Origin of the sequence: Anabaena sp. FACHB-1237 (assembly GCF_014696225.1) — a bacterium.
GTDB lineage: Bacteria > Cyanobacteriota > Cyanobacteriia > Cyanobacteriales > Nostocaceae > FACHB-1237.
In genome coordinates this window covers 1-21643 of record NZ_JACJPV010000048.1, presented here as the reverse complement: position 1 = coordinate 21643, position 21643 = coordinate 1, and the positions used below count along the sequence as shown (strand labels likewise).

At 35.3% G+C, this 21643-nt stretch carries 21 protein-coding genes; 12 read left to right on the top strand and 9 right to left on the bottom strand.

Annotation, left to right across the window (positions count from 1 at the left end; genetic code table 11):
* Positions 1-277: 277 nt before the first annotated feature.
* Positions 278-2356 (bottom strand): NAD(P)H-quinone oxidoreductase subunit 5, encoded by a 2079-nt coding sequence (locus H6F32_RS17535; RefSeq protein WP_190370588.1) that lies wholly within the window; start codon positions 2354-2356, stop codon positions 278-280.
* Positions 2357-2812: 456 nt separating this feature from the next.
* Here H6F32_RS17535 and H6F32_RS17530 point away from each other — a divergent pair, with 456 nt between their 5' ends.
* From H6F32_RS17530 to H6F32_RS17500, 7 genes are all read left to right on the top strand, one after another.
* Positions 2813-3079, top strand: a complete 267-nt coding sequence (locus H6F32_RS17530) for a type II toxin-antitoxin system ParD family antitoxin (RefSeq protein ID WP_190370587.1) — start codon at positions 2813-2815, stop codon at positions 3077-3079.
* A complete protein-coding gene (locus H6F32_RS17525; RefSeq protein ID WP_190370586.1) occupies positions 3079-3342 on the top strand; it encodes a type II toxin-antitoxin system RelE/ParE family toxin in 264 nt (87 codons plus the stop codon). The genes H6F32_RS17530 and H6F32_RS17525 overlap by 1 nt, the downstream gene beginning before the upstream one ends.
* Before the next feature lie 158 nt (positions 3343-3500).
* Entirely contained in the window at positions 3501-4412 is a 912-nt protein-coding gene (locus H6F32_RS17520) for a DUF4007 family protein (protein WP_190370585.1), read from the top strand.
* 31 nt (positions 4413-4443) lie between these two features.
* Positions 4444-4635, top strand: coding sequence for a hypothetical protein (locus H6F32_RS17515; protein WP_190370584.1), 192 nt, complete (start codon positions 4444-4446; stop codon positions 4633-4635).
* Between the two features lie 44 nt (positions 4636-4679).
* On the top strand, positions 4680-4937 hold the full coding sequence (locus tag H6F32_RS17510; RefSeq protein WP_190370583.1) for a hypothetical protein: 258 nt from the start codon (positions 4680-4682) through the stop codon (positions 4935-4937).
* Between the two features lie 70 nt (positions 4938-5007).
* Positions 5008-5688 carry a hypothetical protein gene (locus tag H6F32_RS17505; RefSeq protein ID WP_190370582.1) on the top strand — a complete coding sequence of 227 codons (681 nt, stop codon included), beginning with the start codon at positions 5008-5010 and terminating at the stop codon, positions 5686-5688.
* 62 nt (positions 5689-5750) lie between these two features.
* On the top strand, positions 5751-6152 hold the full coding sequence (locus H6F32_RS17500; protein ID WP_190370581.1) for a hypothetical protein: 402 nt from the start codon (positions 5751-5753) through the stop codon (positions 6150-6152).
* A 198-nt stretch (positions 6153-6350) separates the two neighbouring features.
* Here H6F32_RS17500 and H6F32_RS17495 read toward each other — a convergent pair whose 3' ends face one another.
* Together H6F32_RS17495 and H6F32_RS17490 are read right to left on the bottom strand one after the other, a co-directional pair.
* Positions 6351-7085 carry a 4'-phosphopantetheinyl transferase superfamily protein gene (locus H6F32_RS17495; protein WP_242031167.1) on the bottom strand — a complete coding sequence of 245 codons (735 nt, stop codon included), beginning with the start codon at positions 7083-7085 and terminating at the stop codon, positions 6351-6353.
* A gap of 91 nt (positions 7086-7176) precedes the next feature.
* The gene (locus H6F32_RS17490) at positions 7177-8208 is read right to left on the bottom strand and encodes a YheT family hydrolase (RefSeq protein ID WP_190370580.1); all 1032 of its coding nucleotides are present in this window, start codon (positions 8206-8208) and stop codon (positions 7177-7179) included.
* Positions 8209-8358: 150 nt separating this feature from the next.
* Between H6F32_RS17490 and H6F32_RS17485 the strand changes: the two genes are divergently transcribed.
* Positions 8359-9099, top strand: a complete 741-nt coding sequence (locus H6F32_RS17485) for a response regulator transcription factor (protein ID WP_190370579.1) — start codon at positions 8359-8361, stop codon at positions 9097-9099.
* Between the two features lie 407 nt (positions 9100-9506).
* On the opposite strand, the gene H6F32_RS17480 is transcribed toward H6F32_RS17485, so the two are convergent.
* Positions 9507-10940 carry a cell wall metabolism sensor histidine kinase WalK gene (locus H6F32_RS17480; RefSeq protein ID WP_190370578.1) on the bottom strand — a complete coding sequence of 478 codons (1434 nt, stop codon included), beginning with the start codon at positions 10938-10940 and terminating at the stop codon, positions 9507-9509.
* Positions 10941-11456: 516 nt separating this feature from the next.
* Between H6F32_RS17480 and ppk1 the strand changes: the two genes are divergently transcribed.
* Positions 11457-13622 carry a polyphosphate kinase 1 gene (gene ppk1, locus H6F32_RS17475; protein WP_190370577.1) on the top strand — a complete coding sequence of 722 codons (2166 nt, stop codon included), beginning with the start codon at positions 11457-11459 and terminating at the stop codon, positions 13620-13622.
* A gap of 285 nt (positions 13623-13907) precedes the next feature.
* Positions 13908-14360, top strand: a complete 453-nt coding sequence (locus tag H6F32_RS17470; RefSeq protein WP_190370576.1) for a response regulator transcription factor — start codon at positions 13908-13910, stop codon at positions 14358-14360.
* 851 nt (positions 14361-15211) lie between these two features.
* Here H6F32_RS17470 and H6F32_RS17465 read toward each other — a convergent pair.
* Positions 15212-15394: a hypothetical protein gene (locus H6F32_RS17465; protein ID WP_190370575.1), complete on the bottom strand. Its 183-nt coding sequence runs from the start codon at positions 15392-15394 to the stop codon at positions 15212-15214.
* A 97-nt stretch (positions 15395-15491) separates the two neighbouring features.
* Here H6F32_RS17465 and H6F32_RS17460 point away from each other — a divergent pair, with 97 nt between their 5' ends.
* Positions 15492-16037, top strand: a complete 546-nt coding sequence (locus tag H6F32_RS17460) for a DUF2854 domain-containing protein (protein ID WP_190370574.1) — start codon at positions 15492-15494, stop codon at positions 16035-16037.
* A gap of 484 nt (positions 16038-16521) precedes the next feature.
* On the opposite strand, the gene hflX is transcribed toward H6F32_RS17460, so the two are convergent.
* The 4 genes from hflX to folD all read right to left on the bottom strand — a co-directional run bounded on the left by hflX (position 16522) and on the right by folD (position 20916).
* Positions 16522-18252, bottom strand: a complete 1731-nt coding sequence (hflX, locus tag H6F32_RS17455; RefSeq protein WP_190370597.1) for a GTPase HflX — start codon at positions 18250-18252, stop codon at positions 16522-16524.
* A gap of 126 nt (positions 18253-18378) precedes the next feature.
* The gene (locus H6F32_RS17450) at positions 18379-18846 is read right to left on the bottom strand and encodes a divergent PAP2 family protein (RefSeq protein ID WP_190370573.1); all 468 of its coding nucleotides are present in this window, start codon (positions 18844-18846) and stop codon (positions 18379-18381) included.
* Positions 18847-18994: 148 nt separating this feature from the next.
* Entirely contained in the window at positions 18995-19924 is a 930-nt protein-coding gene (gene crtE / locus H6F32_RS17445; RefSeq protein ID WP_190370572.1) for a geranylgeranyl diphosphate synthase CrtE, read from the bottom strand.
* 113 nt (positions 19925-20037) lie between these two features.
* The gene (gene folD, locus H6F32_RS17440; protein WP_190370571.1) at positions 20038-20916 is read right to left on the bottom strand and encodes a bifunctional methylenetetrahydrofolate dehydrogenase/methenyltetrahydrofolate cyclohydrolase FolD; all 879 of its coding nucleotides are present in this window, start codon (positions 20914-20916) and stop codon (positions 20038-20040) included.
* Between the two features lie 194 nt (positions 20917-21110).
* Between folD and H6F32_RS20980 the strand changes: the two genes are divergently transcribed.
* Positions 21111-21239: a hypothetical protein gene (locus H6F32_RS20980; protein ID WP_277875077.1), complete on the top strand. Its 129-nt coding sequence runs from the start codon at positions 21111-21113 to the stop codon at positions 21237-21239.
* Positions 21240-21643 lie beyond the last annotated feature (404 nt).

Below are 21643 nucleotides of genomic sequence, written 5' to 3'. Positions count from 1 at the left end.
TGCCTCTCTTGTGCAAAAATAGAAGTTTTTTATCTATATAGTACAATTATACTTGATAAATTAGTACATCACAAATTATATCCTGAATATCCTACCTGTAATAATAAACTTATATGTATGGATGTAAAATTATATTTCTTACCTTTTTCCCTTCTTCCCCTCTTCCTTCGCTTCCTTCGCTTATTCGTGGTTCAATAACTTTGCGCCTTTGCTCCTTAGCGTCTTTGCGCGAAACCTTCATAATCAAGGGGCAGACAAAAGCCCACCCCTATCAAACTTAGGTAACACCAAAGAAAATCACCAAGCCCAAAACAGCCCCAAACACAATTAAGGCATAGAATTGAACCCGGCCACTTTCCAAGTATTTCAGACCTTCACCACTAACCAAGGTAAAGAAACCAGTGAGATTAACCGCACCGTCAACAACGCGGAAGTCAACTTCCATCACCTGTCTAGCAACACGACGTAATCCCAAAACAAAGACTTTGTAATAGATATCATCAAAATACCATTTGTTCAGAGAAAACTCGTAGAGAGGTTTTATTTTTGATGCGATCGCTTTAGGATCAATTACCTTACCTAAATACATCAACGCGGCTAAAGTAATACCCACCACAGAAATAGCGATAGAACTACCCGCCATCACATAAAACTCATGGGGGTCAAATTCTGCGGCTTTTTCCAATACTTCCGCCAGGTTTTCATTAGGTGAAAAGATAAACTGCTCAAAATAATTGGCGTAGGGAGTACCAACTAAACCAATCAAAATAGAAGGTATAGCTAATACTAGCAATGGTAAGGTCATGGTCCAAGGAGACTCATGGGGTTCGCTGCTGTGGCCGTGGGAGTCATGGCCATGAGCTTCTAACTCTCCTTTTTTCATTGCCCCAGGACCGAAGTTAGGCACAACTTCGCCCGCTAATTCACTGGCCAAAGCTGCGGCTTTTTTGAGTTGGGTTTTGATTTTTTCATCATTACCCCGGAATTTACCTTCAAATGTGGAGAAGTACATTCTAAACATATAAAAGGCGGTAATTCCCGCAGTCATCCAACCAATAAACCACAGGGAGGGGTTGGCGGCAAATGCAGCGCCGAGTATTTCGTCTTTGGACCAAAAACCGGCAAAGGGAGGAATACCGGAAATGGCTAAACAACCGATGAGGAAGGTAAAGCCTGTGGCGGGCATATATTTCCGCAGTCCACCCATTAACCGCATATCCTGGGCTAATACTGGATCATGGCCTACTACCCCTTCCATACCATGAATTACTGAGCCTGAGCCTAAGAATAGCATGGCTTTAAAGTAGGCATGGGTCATTAGGTGGAATAGTCCCGCACTGTACGCGCCTACCCCCATGGCCATGACCATGTAACCTAGTTGGGATATGGTGGAATATGCTAAACCCTTTTTAATGTCATTTTGGGTAATAGCGATGGTTGCCCCTAAAAATGCGGTTAATGCTCCGGTATAAGCAATAACGTTCATGGCTGCGGGTATATCTTCAAATACGGGATACATACGCGCAATGAGGAATACTCCAGCTGCTACCATTGTGGCAGCATGGATCAGGGCAGATATGGGGGTTGGACCTTCCATAGCATCTGGTAGCCAGACGTGGAGAGGAAACTGGGCTGACTTAGCTACTGGTCCAAGGAAGACGAGAATGGCTAGGACTATGGCTAGGAAATTGCTGATAGAACCAGCTTCTACTAGTTCGGACAGGCGATCGCCCATTACTACGAAGTCAAAGCTACCTGTTGCCCAAAATAGTCCTAAAATTCCCAGCAATAAGCCAAAGTCACCGACACGGTTAGTTACAAACGCTTTTTGACAGGCATCTGCGGCCGCTTTGCGATCGTACCAAAAACCGACGAGGAGGTAGGAACACATCCCCACCAATTCCCAGAATATATAAACTTGTACTAGGTTGGGACTGACCACCAAACCTAACATTGATGAACCGAATAAACTGAGATAGGCATAAAACCGGACATAACCAGGATCATGCGCCATGTAGCCATCAGTGTAAACCATGACTAAAAAGGCTACGGTTGTTACCACCACCAGCATTAGGGCTGTAAGATGATCAATGGTGTAACCCATAGTCAGGTGAAAATTGCCTGCTGCTGCCCATTCCAAGGTACGGAGATAAGGCTCATGTCCTTGAATTTGACTCCACAACAACGCTATGGATAGCGCCATTGCTATTCCCATCAGGGATATAATTACTACAGCGTTAATCTGACGTAATTGGTTTGTCACCTGATTCAATGAAATTAACCCTAGACCGACTAGCATTGCTCCCAAAAGAGGCAAAACAGGAATCAGCCAGGCATACTGATACAGCACTTCCATCACTAACGCCTACTTTTAAAATTCTGCACTATAAACTAATGAAGCATAACATAAGGTTATTAAAGCTGATCCTCGGCAATTTTGCGGTAAATTTTAGCTTTATTTGCCGATTTTCTCTTTTTTCCCCTGTTGCTTCTAAGTTCCGTTGTTTTTTATTCATGGGAACTCTTAATAATTGTGACACAATCTCTTGACGATGAAATAGCCTACTCTATACCTATTGTTTGCAACAGTTGAAAATTAAAAGTTAAATTAAAGGTTATGGAATATTCGTTATTGATATTTTAGGTATTGACAAAATACCATTAATGTGTTATGTAGTTCTGATTGTTAAGTGTATGCTAGTTTGATTTGACAGGTTTATGAATGATTACATTTATTTAAAATTCAGTAAATAGTATCTCTTTTCAGTGATAATAATAAAATTAGCAGAGGCTATTAGTGGGAAAATATATCATGAATATTCAAGTTAAACCAGAAACTCAGGAGTTAATACAGGCTTATATTGATACAGGTAACTACAGTAATGCTGATGAGGTGATCAATAAAGCACTGAAATTATTATCGGAGTGGGAGAAGGGTTATCAACAATGGGAACAGGAAACACGGGAAAAGTTAGCTGTAGGACTTGCCCAAGTGGAACAAGGTGAGGTAATTGATAGTAATATTGTTATGGCCAGATTATATGAAAAAATTAGGCAAGCGCGTGAGAGTCAAAAATAATGGAATATGTTTTATCTGTGGAGGCAACTAAGGATTTAGAAGATATTTTAGATTATTTTCTTGAACGTAATATTGATGCGGGGGAAAGGTTTGTTCAGGAATTTAATAATAAGTGTCGTAATATAGCGAGGTTTCCTAAAATTGGGCGTAGTTATGGAAATATAGATTCTCTATTAAGGGGTATTCCCCTTGATGGATATATTATTTTCTATCGGGTGTTTGAAAATAGTATTGTTATTGTGCGGGTAGTTAGTGGTTATTGAGATTTAGAATCTTTGCTTTTAGAATCAGATAAATAATTAGTCGTGTAAAATAAATTTGTATCCGCAAATTATGTTAAAATACCCCAAACCCATACTTCATATTTGATATATCCTGGTATAATTCCTATAAAAATAGTTTTTCTGGTGCTGATTCTACTATGCTACAAACTTCTTTAAACATCCTCAATGTCAAAAATTCTGTAATTCCAGTATTTGCTAATCATGAAACCTTTCATCCTCGGTTTGGTTGGTTAAAAAAAGGATTTGATGCAGCTAAAAAAAATTCAGGGATTTTCTTACAAGATGATGCTCCTGTACGTTTGGGAGTTGGTAAAAATATGGTACGCTCAATTCGTTATTGGTGTACTGCTTTCAAAATTATAGATAAAAATAGTTTACCAACAGAATTTGGTGAAAAACTTTTAGGTAATGATGGATGGGACCCTTACTTAGAAGATACAGCATCATTATGGTTATTACATTGGTATTTATTAAAACCTACCTGTGAAGCAGCAGCATGGTACTATATTTTTAATATTTTACGAGATGTAGAATTTACCAGAGAAGATATTTTAGCAGGACTTAAAGAATATTCACAAAAATTAAATAAAGATGTGGCTGAATCTTCTTTAATTAAAGATACAACTTGTATTTTAAGAATGTATGCTTCCCAAGATTTTAGTAATAGTAATACTCCTATAGAAGATTCTATAGACTGTCCTTTTACTGCACTAGGTTTAATTAAGAATATTGGTAAAAATTATCAATTTAAAATTGGACAAAAATCCAATTTACCTCCATCAATTATAGTGGCTATTTGTTTAGAATATGCTAGTTGGGTAAGTCAAGAAACTAAAACAATTCCTATTTCTCGATTATTGTATGATGAAGGTAGTCCAGGAATGTTATTTAAACTGACAGAAAATGTTTTATGTGCAGCGATTGAAACAGTTGCTAAAAGGTTTACTTATATCATGATTTCTGATAGTGCAGGGTTAATTCAGTTATCTTTTAATCAACAACCTGAGATTTTATCTCAACAAATTTTAGAACAATATTATCATAATTGAAAATCACAAAAAAAATACAAAATTGAAAATCATGACTAACAAAACATTATCCCAATATTTTCAACTTCAACGTCGTTATTCTCGTTCTATTAACTTAGAAAGAGATTTAGAAAGTGTAACAGCATTAGATGGTTATATTCTCACTAAACGAGCAGATGTTCAAGAACAAATTAAAGATATTCAAGACAAGCAAGGAACGATAATTAAAAAATTAATGAATTAAGCAATGATGTTAAAAAGCCATTATCAAATATTCAGCAAAAAACAGTGCATACAAAATCAAGAAGTAAAAAGCATGAACCTACTATTATTCCAGTTGCATACTTACAAGAGCATGGAAAAGATGGGCTAAATAAAAAGTTAGAAAAAATGACGGTTGATGAACTTAAACAAATGAAAAAACATTTTTTAAGTAAACCAAAAAAAGAATTAGATAAAATAGATCGTGAGCAAATGATTCAAAACTTAATAACGTATGCTGACACTGAATTGAAGCGAGGTAGTAAATTTTTAGAAGATAGATAATATAAGATTATTAATGATACACCTAAAACAGTGATTAATAATAATATTTAAAAATTTGGAATTTAACATCATGTACAATTTACCAAATTCTCACAGTTTAAATATTCCCGCATTATCAGAACTTTTTAACTCCACAACCAACTCCTATAAATATCTTTATTTTTTGTCCTTACTAGATATTATTAAGAGAAAGAATTTTAATAGATTTAATAGATCATTATTAATTAGTTTCCGAGAAATTACTATAGAAATGTTAGCTAATGCTTGGTATCCTTACAAATATTTTAATCTTTCCTTTGGTAAACAGGATCAAATTTCTAATAAATTAGATGAACTAGAATTAGACATTGCAGAAATAATTTTAAAAACAGATCCAGATAAAACAATTTTACGAATAACGCTGAATAATCAAAACATTGATGATTTTATAGATTTTATTAATCGTTATGTTCCTTATCGCTTAATTCGTCCTTTTTTTCAACAAGAAACAAGAAGATTAAAAGATTATGACGTAAACCCAAATATCATTAATTTAGCTAATAATGAATTTAATATAAGAAAACCTCTATATTGTTTTGACGCTGAAGAACAAAAAGATTGCAATTCAATTATTTTACATCCAGAATGGGTAATATATTTAGAGGAAAATTATACCATAGTCAGAAACTGGGTATCTTGGGAATGGATAACTTATATGGAAAAAAGAAACCCTAATATTTCCAATATAGCTAATAAATTATTTATATCATAATCAAAAAATTAAATAAATTTGATTTAGCTATAAAAAATAAACTGTTACTTATAGAGTTAACAATGAATAACACAACTATTACCAATCAAAACCCAGAACTAACCAAAAATTACATTATTCACATTATTCAATTGTTAGATAAAATCACCATTGATTATCAAAACACCAAATCAGAAAGACAAGCGATCGCTCTTAAATATTCACCATTAGAAACAGAATTTACAGTATTAGAAGAAATTGAACTACTAACCATATATATTCGCGGATATGCCAATCAAATTAAAGCTAGAGGTTATGTACAAAACCCAGTAGAAACAATTAAAACATTACAAAAAATTACAATGTTTGATATTCAAAAAATTGCCCAACTTTATTTTCATACTCCTGGAGAATATGAGAATCTTAAATCTTACTTACGGATGTTAGATTATCTGCGTTTATTAATCTTAGAATATCTCAACTGAAAATAAACCAATGAATTTAATCAGATGTTGCGCTTTTAATTTGGATAATCAATGCAAGCAAGATGCTTGCGCTACAAAATTAAAATGGGGATTTTCAATTTCTCTTACGTCCTGAAAATCCTTAAATCCTGGATATCCTGATTCAGACAAATAAATACAGACAAATAAATACCAATTATATCTGAACTTTCCCCCACACTAACTAAAATCCCAAAATTCCCAACTAACATCACTCCCATTAACAACCACCGCACCAGCAAAATTATTCGCTACATTTAACTCCCTTAATGTCCAATTTCCTCTTACCAATAACTCACTTTCATGATCAGATATTAAATTAACCTCCGTTTCCTCCAACTTCACTAAACCATCTCCCGTAGCTTTTAAATAAGCCTCTTTGCAAGTCCAATAACGAAAAAAAGTCTCCTGCTTTTTTTGTCCAGGAATTGATTTAATACTCTCATATTCTCTAGGAGAAAAAAACCGCTTGGCCAAACTTTCTAAATCAGAAATAGGCCGAATATGTTCTAAATCCACACCAATTAAATTTTCACAGGTAATAGCACATAAAGCTAAATTCTCTGAATGAGATAAATTAAATGTGATTTTTTGATCAGCAAATTTATCCGCTAATAAAGGTTTACCTCGCTGTTGATAAATAAATTGTACCTCCATTGGATCAACTTGTAAGTATTGTCCTAAAATACTTCTTAAACTGCCACGTGCAGTAATAAAACGCTGACGATGTTGGGGAAAATAAAATCTTTCAGCCCTGGCTATTTCATCACTGGATAAAGTATTTTTGAAAATTGCTACTTGCGATTCTGTTTGATTAAGATTTATCCGCCATAAATGTACATCTCTTGATGATATAATCAGGTTTTTCGGTGGATTTAACCAATGTTCTGAAAATGTGTTCATGTTATTGTTCATGTTATTATTTAATAGTTAAAATAATAATTAAAATAATACTTAACATAATACTTAAAAATTAGGAGAATTTAGCTACTCTACATATCCATGATCAATTCCTATTTTTAAACCATTCTAAGATACGATTCCAAGCCCACCATTGATCAGGATCTTGATATTGTTGTTGACATTTTTTACTACTAATATAACCTACATGACCACCGTAGCGCGTAAGTAATAAATCTATATCAGGATTGTCCGCAGCTATATTTTCTATTTCGGGAATTAACTCAGGATCAAATAATGGGTCATCTGCTGCATAAATAATTAATGTAGGTTTATGAAGATTTGGTAATATTTTTAACCCACTGCTTGCCTGATAATAGTCAGAAACAGTATCAAAACCGAGTTTTTGAATAACTAGTTCTTGGTCAACAGTCCAAATGCTATTTGCCCTTTCTATAACTTTTATATCAATACTTTCTGGATGATGACTATGGATTTTTTGAGCCAGTTTTTTTAGTTCCTGGGTAATGCAATAGTCCATGTATTTACCGAAGGGATGAGTAACTAAATATTTAAGCGATCGCTCAGAATCTAAACTAGGACAAATTACTGCCCCTCCAGCTATATTTATATCTGAAGTTGCTAAACTTGCAGATGCTTTCACACCCCATAATGCTAATTGTCCCCCTAAAGAATAACCTGTGAACCAAAAAGGCTGAGGACAACCCATTTTTGCGGATCCTTGGGCAATTTTAACAAAATCTTCCCCTTCATATAACCCATCAGAGGTCAAAGTAGGAGATAATTCAGCCGTTTTACCATGCGCTCGCCAATCAAATAACACTACAGCGAAACCTTGAGAGTATGCTTTACGTCCTAAAATCTTTAAAATCCATTGTTGCGTTAATTGACCGGTAATACCATAGGTAGCGACAATGGTACTATGGGCATGAGGTGGAATAGCAACCCAACCAAAAATTGGCACATCCTGAAAACCACTAAATATAACTTCATGATATGGTGGTTCAGGGTCAGTAATTGTATTTTCCCAATTATGACTTGCTAACAAACCAACATAACTAGTCATTGTTATGCCATTTCTTAATGGCAGAGGTGGACTATATTCATATTTCAACATAAAAATATAACAAAATATAACAAATTTATTCTACTTTAATATTTTTTACTTTTAGAATTAAAATCTTTTTTATAATTAGTCATAGTAATCTTTGGTTTATCTCAAAGGTTCTTATTGATCCTTAATAAAGTAGTCATAATTTTTTTAAGAATGCCGAGGATTCTTGTCATAGATGATGACCCAGCTATTTCAGAACTTGTTGCCGTCAACTTGGAAATGGCTGGTTATGATGTTAGTCAAGCTGAAGATGGTATCAAAGGTCAAGCATTGGCACTCCAGTTACAACCGGATCTGATTATGCTTGATTTGATGCTACCTAAAGTAGATGGCTTTACAATTTGTCAACGCTTACGTCGTGATGAACGTACTGCGGAAATACCTGTATTAATGCTCACAGCTTTAAGTCAAACACAGGATAAGGTAGAAGGATTTAATGCTGGTGCTGACGATTATCTCACCAAACCCTTTGAGGTAGAAGAGTTATTAGCACGGGTAAGAGCATTATTGCGACGTACGGATCGCATTCCTCAAGCAGCAAAACATAGCGAAATTCTCAGTTATGGACCATTGACACTTGTACCGGAAAGGTTTGAGGCAATTTGGTTTAAAACAACGGTAAAATTAACTCATTTAGAGTTTGAATTACTTCATTGTTTGTTACAACGTCATGGTCAAACGGTTTCCCCCAGTGAAATTTTGCGGGAAGTTTGGGGATATGATCCCGATGATGACATTGAAACAATTCGGGTTCATATCCGACATTTGAGAACAAAATTAGAGCCAGATCCCCGTAATCCGCGCTATATTAAGACTGTATATGGTGCGGGATATTGTTTGGAATTACCAGGGGTTCCTCCTGCTGCTGAAGGTATTCCTGCGGTAGTTGAATGAGAGAATTTGGAGAGTTAACGTAACAATTCACAATTGAAAAATTAGAGGTCACTATATTTAACTAATCACTAGATTATTAAATAATAACTGACTGCTGAATATTGATAGTTGAATGTTTAGGAATTAATCACTATTCTACATTTAATTTGCATATTGTAATTTTCATGACCATAGTATTTTAACTCAATATGTAAACTAGATGTTTGATAGTTGATAATTTGAGGATGTGGAAATTTCCACATCCTTTTTATTTAATGATAGTTGTTAAAATTCTGAAAAAATTAGGTATTGCAATTGTAGTATTGTAGGGTGCGTCAGACTCCATAAATTCTATCAATCAACAGATTTATAATATCTGACGCACCCTACATATATGCATCATAAATCCAATATTACTCCTATAGTTTTCAACTTTCAGCACTCCGCACTCCGTACTCCGCACTCAGTGGTAAGATAATAGTAAAGGTTGTACCTTGATTGACAATACTAGAAACTTTAATATAACCTTGATGATGTTCTACAATAGCCTGGGCGATCGCTAACCCTAATCCCGTACCATTATAAATACCCGTTTTTCCCATATAATGAGTACGTGCAGGATCTACTCGATAAAACCGATCAAATAAATGAGGTAACGCTTCAGCAGGAATACCAATTCCTGTATCAATTACCTGAATTTGTAAATAAGAATGATCATAAAGTCTATTATTCATTCCTTCTTTTCTGATTAATTGAACCTTGACTAAACCTCCCTTGGGAGTATATTGTAAAGCATTACCAATTAAATTTGTAAATAATCGCCCTAATTCTGGCCAATTTCCCATTACAGAAAACCAATTTTCTAATAATTCATCATTAATTTCCGCAGGAGGATCAACTAAATCTAAAATTAGATGAATTTGTTTTTCTTTAGCTATTAATTGTTGTTCCTCCACAACTTCCATTAATAAAGCATCTAGGGGACAAATTGTCAAGCTATTATTACTAATACCACTATCTTGTCTAGCTAAAAATAATAAATCATCTACTAAATTTCCCAAACGTTTAGTTAATCTTTCAATTAATTTTAATTGTTGTTTATATTGTTTATATTGTGGTTGAGAATTAATATTATTAACTCCTTTTTTTTCCACCAATTCTAAATCAGATAAAGCCACTTGTACATTAGTTTGAATTAAAGCGATCGGACTTCTTAATTCATGGGAAGCGTCAGCAGTAAATTGTTTTAAACGTTGATAAGATTCCCCTACAGGTTGCATAGCTTTTCCTGATAAAAACCAACCACTAGCACCCACAGATAATACCATTAAAATAGTACCTAAAGCTAAATCAAAAATTAATTGACGACTAGGTTTAGTCACTTCAAACCAAGGATGACTCACTCGTAAATATCCTAATACTTGTCTTCCTAATTCAATTCTTTTAGTTACTTGTCTCAATAATTTTACAGATTCTTCCCATTTTCCCATGTCTAAAACCTTGACAGTTTCAGTGGTATAATTACCACGAATGGGAATATTTAAAGTTTGGGAAAAAGTAGACCATAATAATTGACCATTGGGACTAAACCATTCTAAATCAATGCGATCATCTTCACTATTATCAGCATTATTTCTCAAGCTAGATTCTATATTTACACGCACTTGGGGAATGGGGGAATTAACAGATTCAATAATTAAAGAACGTTCTATTACTTCCACAACATGATTTAAAGTATCATCAATTCTTTCAACTAAGGTACTTCTGACATATAAATACACACCACTAGCAAATAGTAACAGCAATATAGCTGTCACCCCAGTATACCAAATTGCTAAACGACGACGGGTAGATTGAAACATAATTGAAAATTGATAATTGATGCTATCAATATTTTAAGATGGTAGTGTAGGCATCTTCCCTGCAATTTGTTTATTACAGGTAAGACTTACGTAATGGTAACATTAGTAGGGTGCGCCAGATACCAAAAATGTGTTTACTTACTTGATTTATGCTGTCTGAAGTGGTTGGTGAGTTTGTCGAACCACAGCCTACATCAGATTTTTGGTATGACACTTGCGTAAGTTCCATAACAGATACTTGAGTTAATGACTACTGGTGTTAGATTTATGTATTGATGTCGTTATAATGGTAAACTTGTGTATATACTTAATAACCAAGGATTTGTGAAATATTTGTTATATATAGAATATAAGAGGGTAAATTCTGGGAATAATTAACTCAATTTTATACATTAACTGAAAAATTGGCCAGATCCCCGACTTCTTTAAAAAGTCAGGGATCTCAACACTCCAGATAAGATAAAATATAAATATCCAGGTTGTATTCAGCAATATCTCACATAAAAATCAACAATTATGCCAAAAGCAAAAAAAAGTTCTGGTAATATTAATCTCCAGAATCCAGAATACTATATTAACCGTGAATTAAGTTGGTTACAATTTAATAATCGGGTACTACATGAATCTACTGATGTTCGCACTCCTTTATTAGAAAGGTTGAAATTTATAGCAATTTTCAACTCTAATTTAGATGAATTTTTTATGGTGCGAGTTGCAGCTTTAAAACAACAGGTAGAGGCTAAAGTTAATCCTTTAACTCCCGATGGCAGAACTCCACAACAACAATTAGATGACATTCGCACTTGGTTATATCCTCAGTTTAAACAGCAAAATACTGAGTTTGAAAAAGTTTTAAGACCTTTGTTAATGCAAGCCGGAATTTGCATTTTAAACTATATAGAATTAAATGACCAACAGAAAATTTACCTGGATAACTATTTTGAGGAACAGATTTTTCCAGTGTTAACTCCTTTAGCTGTTGATCCTAGTCATCCTTTTCCTTATATTTCTAACTTGAGTTTAAATTTAGCGGTAGTTGTGAAAAATCCTGAGACGGAAGACGAATTATTTGCTAGGGTAAAAGTACCTAATGTTTTACCAAGATTTTTACCCTTACCTCCAGAATTAAATGTTGAGAAAAATGGTCAACGTATACATTGGACAGGAATACCATTAGAACAAGCGATCGCCCACAATTTAGAATCTCTATTTCCAGGGATGAATATTCAAGAATATCATCCATTTCGTATTACCCGCGATGCTGATTTAGAATTAGAAGAAGACGAAGCAGAAGACCTGTTATTAGCTATAGAACAGGAACTGCGTAAACGTCGTATGGGAGGAACTACTGTCAGATTAGAAATTCAGTCACAAACTCCACCATTAATTCGTTCTCGACTCTTACAAGATTTAGAATTAACAGAAACAGATATTTACGAAGTTGATGGTTTATTAGGATTACGTGATTTAATGTATTTTATGGCTTTACCATTACCAGCACTCAAAGATCCTCCCCGTCAGTCTGTAATTCATCCTCGCTTACAAAGACTTCCTGAACCAAACCATGATCCTGAAGTTGCTGAATTAGAAGATCGCAAAGATTTCTTTTCTATTATTAGAGAAAAAGATATCTTAGTTCATCATCCTTATCAATCATTTTCTAGTACAGTAGTCAGGTTTATTACCCATGCTGCCCATGATCCTAAAGTATTAGCTATTAAAATGACATTGTACCGCACTTCCGGCGATTCACCTATCGTTAATGCCTTAATTGCTGCGGCAGAAAATGGTAAACAAGTGTCAGTTTTAGTAGAATTAAAAGCCCGGTTTGATGAAGAAAATAACATTTATTGGGCTAGACGTTTAGAAAGTGTGGGAGTTCATGTTGTCTATGGTTTAGTAGGACTGAAAACCCATAGCAAAATTGTCCTAGTAGTGAGAAGAGAAAAGAATAAAATGCGCCGATATGTACATATTGGTACAGGAAATTATAACCCGAAAACAGCTAGGTTATACACAGATTTAGGGTTATTTAGTTGTCGAGAAGAATTAGGTGCAGATCTCACAGATGTCTTTAACTTCTTAACAGGATATTCTCGCCAAAAATCCTATCGAGAAATTATGGTTGCACCAGTAAATATGCGCGATCGCTTCCAAGAACTAATCCAGCGAGAAATAGAAAATATTAAAAAAGGATTTTCTGGCCGCATCGTCGCTAAAATGAACTCCCTAGTTGATCCAGAAATCATTTCTAAACTCTATGAAGCCTCCTGTGCTGGCGTACAAATAGACCTAATTATTCGCGGAATTTGTTGTTTACGTCCCGGACTTCCTAATATTAGTGAAAACATCCGCGTTATTAGTATCATTGGCCGCTTTTTAGAACATTCTCGTATTTACTATTTCCACAATAATGGTCAAGAAGAAATATATATTGGTAGTGCAGACTGGATGCGAAGAAATTTAGATAGACGCGTGGAAGTTATCACTCCCATTAAAGATCCAGATATTGCTAAAGACCTGCAAGAAATCATGGGCATTATGTTAGCAGATAATCGTCACGCCTGGGAATTACAACCCGATGGTAGTTACATTCAAAGAGTCCCTTGTGATAACTTATCCGCAGCTAATTCTCAACAAATTCTCATGTCTATGGCTTTACGTTCTGTTGGCATGAATTAGTTTATAATTTATGATCAATATTGATGATCAAAGTCATTAATTATCCTTCTTAAATGCAGCAAAAAGTGAATTTATCCATCATTATACATACCACGATTTCCGTTTTCAGTAGAAGATACATCTTGCTCCCCAGTATTCTAAATGTACTGTTGCCATTGATTCAGTATTTGTACTTCTGATAACGGAAAAATTTACACAAAACTATATCATAGGATAGAGTCTATTTTGCTAATTTATATTGTAAAATTATAACTGGTTAATTTCCTTATTAAATACTTACCAGTAATGTCCCAAATCTCTGACTGTTCCCCTAGATTACGTATTCTCATCGTTGACGATCATGAACTGACACGATTAAGTTTACAGCTACTATTAGCTTGCCAAAAAAACCTGCAAGTGATTGGTCTAGCTAGTAATGGAGAAGAAGCTATAAAAATAGTTAAATCAGAACCCGTAGACATCATTATCCTTGATTTAGAAATGCCAGTGATGGACGGTTGGATCACCTCCAATTACATTAAAAGTATTTCTCCCCAGACTCAAATTATTGCCCATTCCTCTCTCACTGAAACATTTTGGGAATCAGCAAAATTAACAGGCAATTTTGATGCTGTATCTAACAAGGATATTTCTACATCAGAACTAGTAACCTTAATTAGAAAATTAGGTCAACGTCTTCATCATGGCAACCATCAGTCATCAAATGATCCTACACAGATACATGGGTTTAGCCATTAATAATCAATGTTGTTAACTATGTCTCTGTTCAGCATTATTGCATGAGATCATCATCAAAAATTCATTAGTGGCACAGAGGTAATTAGTTAGTAAACTAAGTCGAAATTGCACATAGACATCCTCATAGAATAGATCGCCAAACTTTGACAACTTTTTACAGCTAAATTTTGTATCCTAGCTTTTCAACTCCTGCTAAATAAACTCCCCGTAACCAACGCATTATTTCATCAATCAGTAGTCAGTAATCAACTGTAGTTACTAAAAATATAGTCAAATATTTCTAGCTTGGTAAAGTCCTAAACCTTACAGGGCTAACTACAAGCCTCTAAGGTTAACTACCTTTCTTAATATGTTCACAGGAACCGTTTAAATCTGCTGAATAATGCTAACCTGACTTAGACCTAAATAAACCTCTTTTAACTCTTTTTCCTAAATATTGCCCATGCTTTTTGATTGGTTCAAAATCCAGAAAACTACATTTTGATGTATAGCTTTCTTCTACAATTTGTACCTTAATTCCTACAAGTTTAGCTAGTCATCTTGCTGATGACTTTTGCTATGAGACACACAGAATATGGCTTTAGCGTAGCTACTGTAATCATACGCTACGCCCTGCTATCATTCCCAGTCAGTCCATGGGTTTTACATTAAGTTGACACCAGTGAGCAATGTGCTAAACTCCTACACAGATGGGTTTTTCGTGACTTTGCAAAAGTCCAAACCCAAGCTGTGTTTACTATAAGTAGATGACATTACCTGAAATTAAAATTTCATGATAATTTTTCAATCCTTGTTATTACTATTATTGACTGATTACTGATAGCTGACGGATGAATACTTACTGATAATTGTTAGTTATTATCAATTTCAGGAACCACCCGATTATATTCATCCATTAAATCATCTAATTCTTCTAAGGCTTGATTAATATCTACTCGTAAAGTCCCTAAGTTAGATTGTTCTAACAGACTTAGTAAATATTCCCGTTTAGCTTTCACTGCATTAAGGCGTTCTTTGAGAGTTTGAATATCCATATTTTTCCTACCAATTTTTATGACAAGATTATTGTAAGATAAATTTTAAGTCGTAATAAAACTTAAACTATAAATAAATTATCATAAACTGACAATCATGTTCGGCAAAATTTCATTAGGAACCCTAGGTTTAACCATTGGTAGCATTCTTACCCTCACCGGTTTTATAGCTTATGCCAATAGTAACGCTACTCTCAATTTAGTAGGATTTTTCTATGGTTTTCCCCTGTTATTAGGCGGTTTAGCACTTAAAGCTAATGAAATGAAACCAGTTCCCTTTAGTCAACCAACTACAGCATCAGTATTAGCACTGAGAAAATCACAAGCCACAGTGACACAAAATAAAATCCGTAAGGATATCACACGATATTGTTACGGACAAAAAGCCCATTTAGATAGAGCCTTAGAATACCTGGGATTAAGTCCTACGGATGAAGAAAGACCCATAGTTACAGCCTTAAGAGAAGCAGAGATTAACGGCACTTACAGTTTAACCCTGGAATTTGATTCTCCCCTGATTCCTTTACCATTATGGGAAGAAAAGCACGAGAAAATGACTAAGTATTTTGGACCTGGAGTGGAAGTTAAAATTACACAACCAGCAGAAAAGCGGATTGAACTGACATTAGTAACTGAGAAATAGTTAATAACCACCAAACCCTTGTAGGGACAATTCATAAATCATCCCTACAATAATTTTCACTTCTATGTCTAATAAAGTTATAATAGCCAAGGTAGGCTAATTAAATTAGTAGCCGATAATGAAATACTTAACAACAATTCTATTTTAAATTTACTAGTATTTTATATGCTGACCAAAGAATTTTACAACATACAACATAATTGATAATAACCTGAATCAACTTTTATAAAAATATCAAGATAATGAAATCATCAAAAAACATAAAAGTATAAATGCTATAAACAATCGAAAATCTTATGCACTATTAATTTGGTTTCTGGAATTTTACGGGAGAAAATCTAACTATACTATAAAGACTTTATTACCGACCCAGGCAAAGATTTTTAACAGTATAACAGTATAGTAGGGTGGTTGAGTCTGTATTAATCAAGCAAATAGATAGATTACAGATATCTAACGCACCCTACAACCCATCAATTATCAATTATTGCCTAGCATACTCAATCAATAATGATAAACGTTGCCGTAGTGTTTCCAATCCTAACCTTTCACTGGCGGAAATAAACACTGCTAAAGGAAACTCCTCCCTTGCTAATGCTAGGGTTTCACTACTAACCTGATCAATCTTATTAAAAGCCACTAAAGCAGGTCCAGGTGTAATGGGCATTTGTGCCAAAATATCCCGCACAGCGCGAATATGACTTAACCAAGCTGGATGAGATAAATCCACTAAATGCAATAAAGCATCCGCTTCTGTTACTTCTTCCAAAGTAGCACGAAAAGCATCTATTAATGACGGCGGTAATTCATGAATAAAACCCACTGTGTCTGTAATTAAAGTCTCTTGAGGTTGTCCAGTTTCCGCATGGGGAATAATTAACCTGCGGGTAGTGGGATCTAATGTAGCAAATAACTGATCTGCTGTATAAACAGTGGCATTGGTCAAGGCATTAAGTAAAGTAGATTTACCAGCGTTGGTATATCCCACTAAGGCCACTGAAGGTACATCTCGATGTTGTCTTCTTTGACGTAAACGACAACGATGGGCTTGTAATTGGTTTACTTCCTGTTGCAGTCGAGAAATTCGCTTCTGAATACCTCGGCGTTCTGTTTCTAATTTAGTTTCTCCAGGTCCTCTTGTACCTATACCACCACCTAATCTGGACATAGCTTGACCTCTGCCAGTTAGTCTAGGTAGCATATATTCCAATTGTGCCAACTCTACTTGTAATTTACCTGCGCCTGATTGAGCACGTTGAGCAAAAATATCTAATATTACTTCTGTACGGTCCACAACTCTAATACCTATTTGGGCTTCTAAGTTACGGACTTGGGCTGGCGAAAGATCCCGATCAAATACTACAAGATTCGCTCCTAATGTTTGGGCAGTGAGGGCAACTTCTTGAACTTTTCCTTCACCAATAACGGTTTGTGGATGAATGCGCGATCGCTTTTGTTGTAATGTCTGTAATACAACACCGCCGGCAGTATCCACTAACCGAGCTAATTCAGCAATAGTATCCTGATACTCTTGGTCATTCATATCATCAGTGTGTAAGCCAACAATGACCACACGATCATGATCTGCATCTACTTCTTGGGCAACATATTCTCTACGAAACTCCTCTTCAATACTTTCCACCAGATCGAAAAAATTCTGATCTTCTAAAGTATCCAAATTCAAAGGAGGTGAAACATGGGCATAAGAACTAGCATCAGCTATAGTCATACCACCGGACTGAGTAAGTGCTAACTGTTGAGTATTAGCTACTAAATGCGCTAGATAGGCTTCTTTAACATAGCCAGTAGCACCACCACCGCGCTTAGTGAAACCGGATGCTGTAACATTTAGCACTACTAAAGCATCTAACCTTTGTAAAGCCATAGCCGTCAAAGCAGCATCATTAGGGGGTTCTGCCTTGAGATGAGTAGAGATACAACGAATACCACTAAGTCGTTCCGCACCATAACGCGGCAATTCTAAGGGTGGAATTTGAGTTTGACGCGGAGTGCCTACCCCCACCCGGATAACTTGTCCGCGACGGTTGAGATAGGCACATAGAGGTTGATTTATGTCTGTACTAATAGCAGCAAGACGTTGAGCAAATTCAGGGGTAGTAATGATATTACCTGATATACGTTGATGATACAGCCGCTCGATTTGTTTTAGCTGGCTGGTTTTCAAACCTTGCACATTACCAAAAATAGTTTCTATAGGCACTTATAACCAGTGATCTGGTCCCTCCGTTACATTTCTAATTACTAGCATAGACAAATATCTTTTAGTTGGAGTGGGAAGTCCTAAATGATCAAAGCTGACTGCTGACAGCTTACGTAGCTGTTAATTAACCCTAACTAACCAAGAACTAGCTAACCAAGAAATAGCAATACCTAAAATTGCTCCTGCAATAACTTGTACTGGAGTATGTCCTAATAATTCCTTTAACCGATCTTGGAAAAAATCAGGTTTTTCATGGAATAATTCATCAATCATTTGATTGAGAATTTTTGCTTGTTTACCCGCAGCTTGACGTACTCCAGCCGCATCATACATGACAATAATAGCAAAAACTGTAGCTAAGGCAAATTCAGCTGAAGACCAACCTACTGTTTCCCCAACTCCAGCCGCTAAAGCGGTAACTAAAGCAGAATGGGAGCTAGGCATACCGCCAGTTGTTACCAAAACTCGCACATTTAGTTTACGATGTTTAATTAACTCAACAATGAGTTTTAATCCTTGAGCGACAAAACAAGCTACTAGCGCGATCAGCAGCACCCGGTTGTCAAGAATTTCCGATATGTCCTGCATGGTATTCTTGAGTAAAGTGAATAAATGTGAGTAGCGATCGCAGGGAACAGGGAATAGATCACAGGTAAAATATAGGAGATTTCACGTTACCTAGTATTCTCATCCAACTGATAACCGCTATACTGTCAGAGTATTAACAAATACTAAGTTAGTTATTACGGTTAGCAATAAAATGAGCTAATGCTTGTAAAGGTACAGCTTTTTCGCCATAATATTCTAATTCTTTGCAGGCATCTATTACTAATTGCTGTGCTTTGAGACGAGATTCTTCAATACCCCATAAACTAGGATAGGTGACTTTTTGAGCTTGTAAGTCTTTACCAGCACTTTTACCTAATTCTTCTTGAGTACCAGTAATATCAAGAATATCATCAATAATTTGGAAGGCTAAACCAATATTTTGAGAATAACGAGTTAATCTTTGCACATCTTCGCTAGATGCACCAGCTATTATGCCCCCACAAACTACACAGGCTTCTAACAGTGCAGCAGTTTTATGGTTATGGATAAAGTTCAGCGTTTCTAACGAAATATCTGTTTTACCTTCTGAGTCTAAATCTACCACTTGTCCGCCTACTAATCCTGCTGCGCCTAATGCTTTTCCTAAGCGTGTTATAACTTGTAAAACTCGATCCTTGGGTACATTATCAGGAGTTTTACTGGCTACTATTTCAAAAGCTAATGCTAATAAACCATCTCCCGCTAATATAGCAACATCTTCACCATAAACCTTATGATTTGTTAATTTACCACGACGATAATCGTCATTGTCCATTGCAGGTAAATCATCATGTATTAAGGACATTGTATGTATCATTTCCGCAGCACAAGCTGTAGGCATAGCCATTTCAATGGTACCACCGATCATTTCTGATGTGGCAAGACACAAAATAGGACGGACTCGCTTACCTCCAGCTAAGAGTGAATACCGCATAGCTTCATAAATTTTTTCTGGATAAACTACAGTGATAGAATTATCCAAAGCCTGATCACAAAGTTGTTGTCTTTGTTTGAGATAGCTAGAGAGGTTAAACTTAGCTGTTTCTGCTGGTTTGGGGAAACTGTTTGTTACTACCATGCTTGAGTTAGTCCTAAATTTTGAGTTTGTGAAGATATGTGGTTATTTTACGAGGGTTTGACTCCTAATCTCTCACTAATTTGTGAGGAATTGTGAATTACAAAAATTATTTACTAATTCTTGGTTGTTTGCAAATAGCTAGAAATAGTATTTTGCAATAACATAGCTACGGTCATTGGTCCAATACCTCCCGGTACTGGCGTGATATATTCTGCTACTTTAGCAGTGCTAGTAAAGTCCACATCGCCCACTAAATAACTTTTACCACTGTTATCAGTGATACGATTGATACCCACATCTATCACTACTGCACCAGGTTTTACCATATCTCCTGTAATCATACCTGGACGGCCAACGGCAGATACCAGGATATCAGCATTAGAAATTATATTTTCTACATCCTGAGATTGACCATGAACGATGGTGACTGTAGCATTTGCTTCTAGTAGCATTAAGGCCATAGGTTTACCGACTAAAATACTACGTCCTAGTACGACGGCTTTTTTACCTGACAGGGGAATTTTATACTCTTCTAATAATCTCATCACACCAGCTGGAGTGCAACTGCGTATTCCTGTTTCCCCCCTAACGAGTTTTCCTAAGTTGACGGGATGCAGTCCATCGGCATCTTTGTCTGGGGTGATTTGATGCAATAATTGGATGGCATCCAGATGTTTAGGTAGGGGTAATTGTACCAAAATTCCATCTACTCTAGGATCTTGGTTTAGTTGATCAATGACATCTTCTAATTCACTTTGGCTTGTGGATGCGGGAAAGTGTTTACCAAAAGACACCATACCTATTTTCCTACATGATTTTTCTTTGTTGCGAACATAGGCGGCTGATGCTGGGTTATCTCCTACCATTAAAACAGCTAAACCAGGCGATCGCCCAACTTTTTCTTTTAATATTGTAATAGTCTGAGTTAGTTCTGCTTGAATCTTCTCAGCTAATGCTTTACCATCTAGTATTGTGGTATTGTGTGTATTCATAATCGTTCAAGCTATGATGATTGTGAATTTTAGATTTTAGCATAATCAGATCACCCATGATCCCTGACTTCTTAAAGAAGTGAGGTATCGGATAACTGATTCACAATCTTAATAATTTTAATTAATTGTTGACTAAAAACATTTTTATGATTAAAATTGTGATTTAATGAATGTGTCAATATTATTCGTGCAACATGATTAGAGAAATATACTCTACAAATTATCTACAAGAAAGCCGTCATAGTAGACGGGGTAGAGCTTTTTTGTTTGCACCAATGGTAGACTTTAACATTATGTCAGAAGTGGGAGATACTCCCCCTTAACTATCTTAACTATATTTACATCACAATAATTTCACCAATTCACAATACTTGTAAAATCAACAAGTTCAAATATTACTAAAAATCAGTATAAATACATTGATTTGCTAGAAAATATCGAATCAATGTCTTTGTTTGGTATTTCTTGTGATAGAAAAAGCACATCTGACTAATAAATGATTAATAAATATATGCTAAATACTGATATTTGAAAGTCAATTGTATCAGTAAAAATTTGCCATATATTTCTTAACTAATCAATAAAATTTCTCGATATTATATCCCACATTCCGCACCCCCCAGTGTCACAATCGGTAATTTCGGATTTTTGAAGACCTTTGAGGATAATTTTAATACAAAATGGTCTAAAGTTTAGGTAGCGATCGCCAATCTCAAATCCCTAAATG

Coding starts and splice junctions, on each gene's coding strand:
- H6F32_RS17535 (WP_190370588.1), bottom strand. CDS start 2,356: ATGGAAGTGCTGTATCAGTATGCCTGGCTGATTCCTGTTTTGCCTCTT.
- H6F32_RS17530 (WP_190370587.1), top strand. CDS start 2,813: ATGAATATTCAAGTTAAACCAGAAACTCAGGAGTTAATACAGGCTTAT.
- H6F32_RS17525 (WP_190370586.1), top strand. CDS start 3,079: ATGGAATATGTTTTATCTGTGGAGGCAACTAAGGATTTAGAAGATATT.
- H6F32_RS17520 (WP_190370585.1), top strand. CDS start 3,501: ATGCTACAAACTTCTTTAAACATCCTCAATGTCAAAAATTCTGTAATT.
- H6F32_RS17515 (WP_190370584.1), top strand. CDS start 4,444: ATGACTAACAAAACATTATCCCAATATTTTCAACTTCAACGTCGTTAT.
- H6F32_RS17505 (WP_190370582.1), top strand. CDS start 5,008: ATGTACAATTTACCAAATTCTCACAGTTTAAATATTCCCGCATTATCA.
- H6F32_RS17500 (WP_190370581.1), top strand. CDS start 5,751: ATGAATAACACAACTATTACCAATCAAAACCCAGAACTAACCAAAAAT.
- H6F32_RS17495 (WP_242031167.1), bottom strand. CDS start 7,085: ATGAACAATAACATGAACACATTTTCAGAACATTGGTTAAATCCACCG.
- H6F32_RS17490 (WP_190370580.1), bottom strand. CDS start 8,208: ATGTTGAAATATGAATATAGTCCACCTCTGCCATTAAGAAATGGCATA.
- H6F32_RS17485 (WP_190370579.1), top strand. CDS start 8,359: ATGCCGAGGATTCTTGTCATAGATGATGACCCAGCTATTTCAGAACTT.
- H6F32_RS17480 (WP_190370578.1), bottom strand. CDS start 10,940: ATGTTTCAATCTACCCGTCGTCGTTTAGCAATTTGGTATACTGGGGTG.
- ppk1 (WP_190370577.1), top strand. CDS start 11,457: ATGCCAAAAGCAAAAAAAAGTTCTGGTAATATTAATCTCCAGAATCCA.
- H6F32_RS17470 (WP_190370576.1), top strand. CDS start 13,908: ATGTCCCAAATCTCTGACTGTTCCCCTAGATTACGTATTCTCATCGTT.
- H6F32_RS17465 (WP_190370575.1), bottom strand. CDS start 15,394: ATGGATATTCAAACTCTCAAAGAACGCCTTAATGCAGTGAAAGCTAAA.
- H6F32_RS17460 (WP_190370574.1), top strand. CDS start 15,492: ATGTTCGGCAAAATTTCATTAGGAACCCTAGGTTTAACCATTGGTAGC.
- H6F32_RS17450 (WP_190370573.1), bottom strand. CDS start 18,846: ATGCAGGACATATCGGAAATTCTTGACAACCGGGTGCTGCTGATCGCG.
- crtE (WP_190370572.1), bottom strand. CDS start 19,924: ATGGTAGTAACAAACAGTTTCCCCAAACCAGCAGAAACAGCTAAGTTT.
- folD (WP_190370571.1), bottom strand. CDS start 20,916: ATGAATACACACAATACCACAATACTAGATGGTAAAGCATTAGCTGAG.
- H6F32_RS20980 (WP_277875077.1), top strand. CDS start 21,111: ATGATTAGAGAAATATACTCTACAAATTATCTACAAGAAAGCCGTCAT.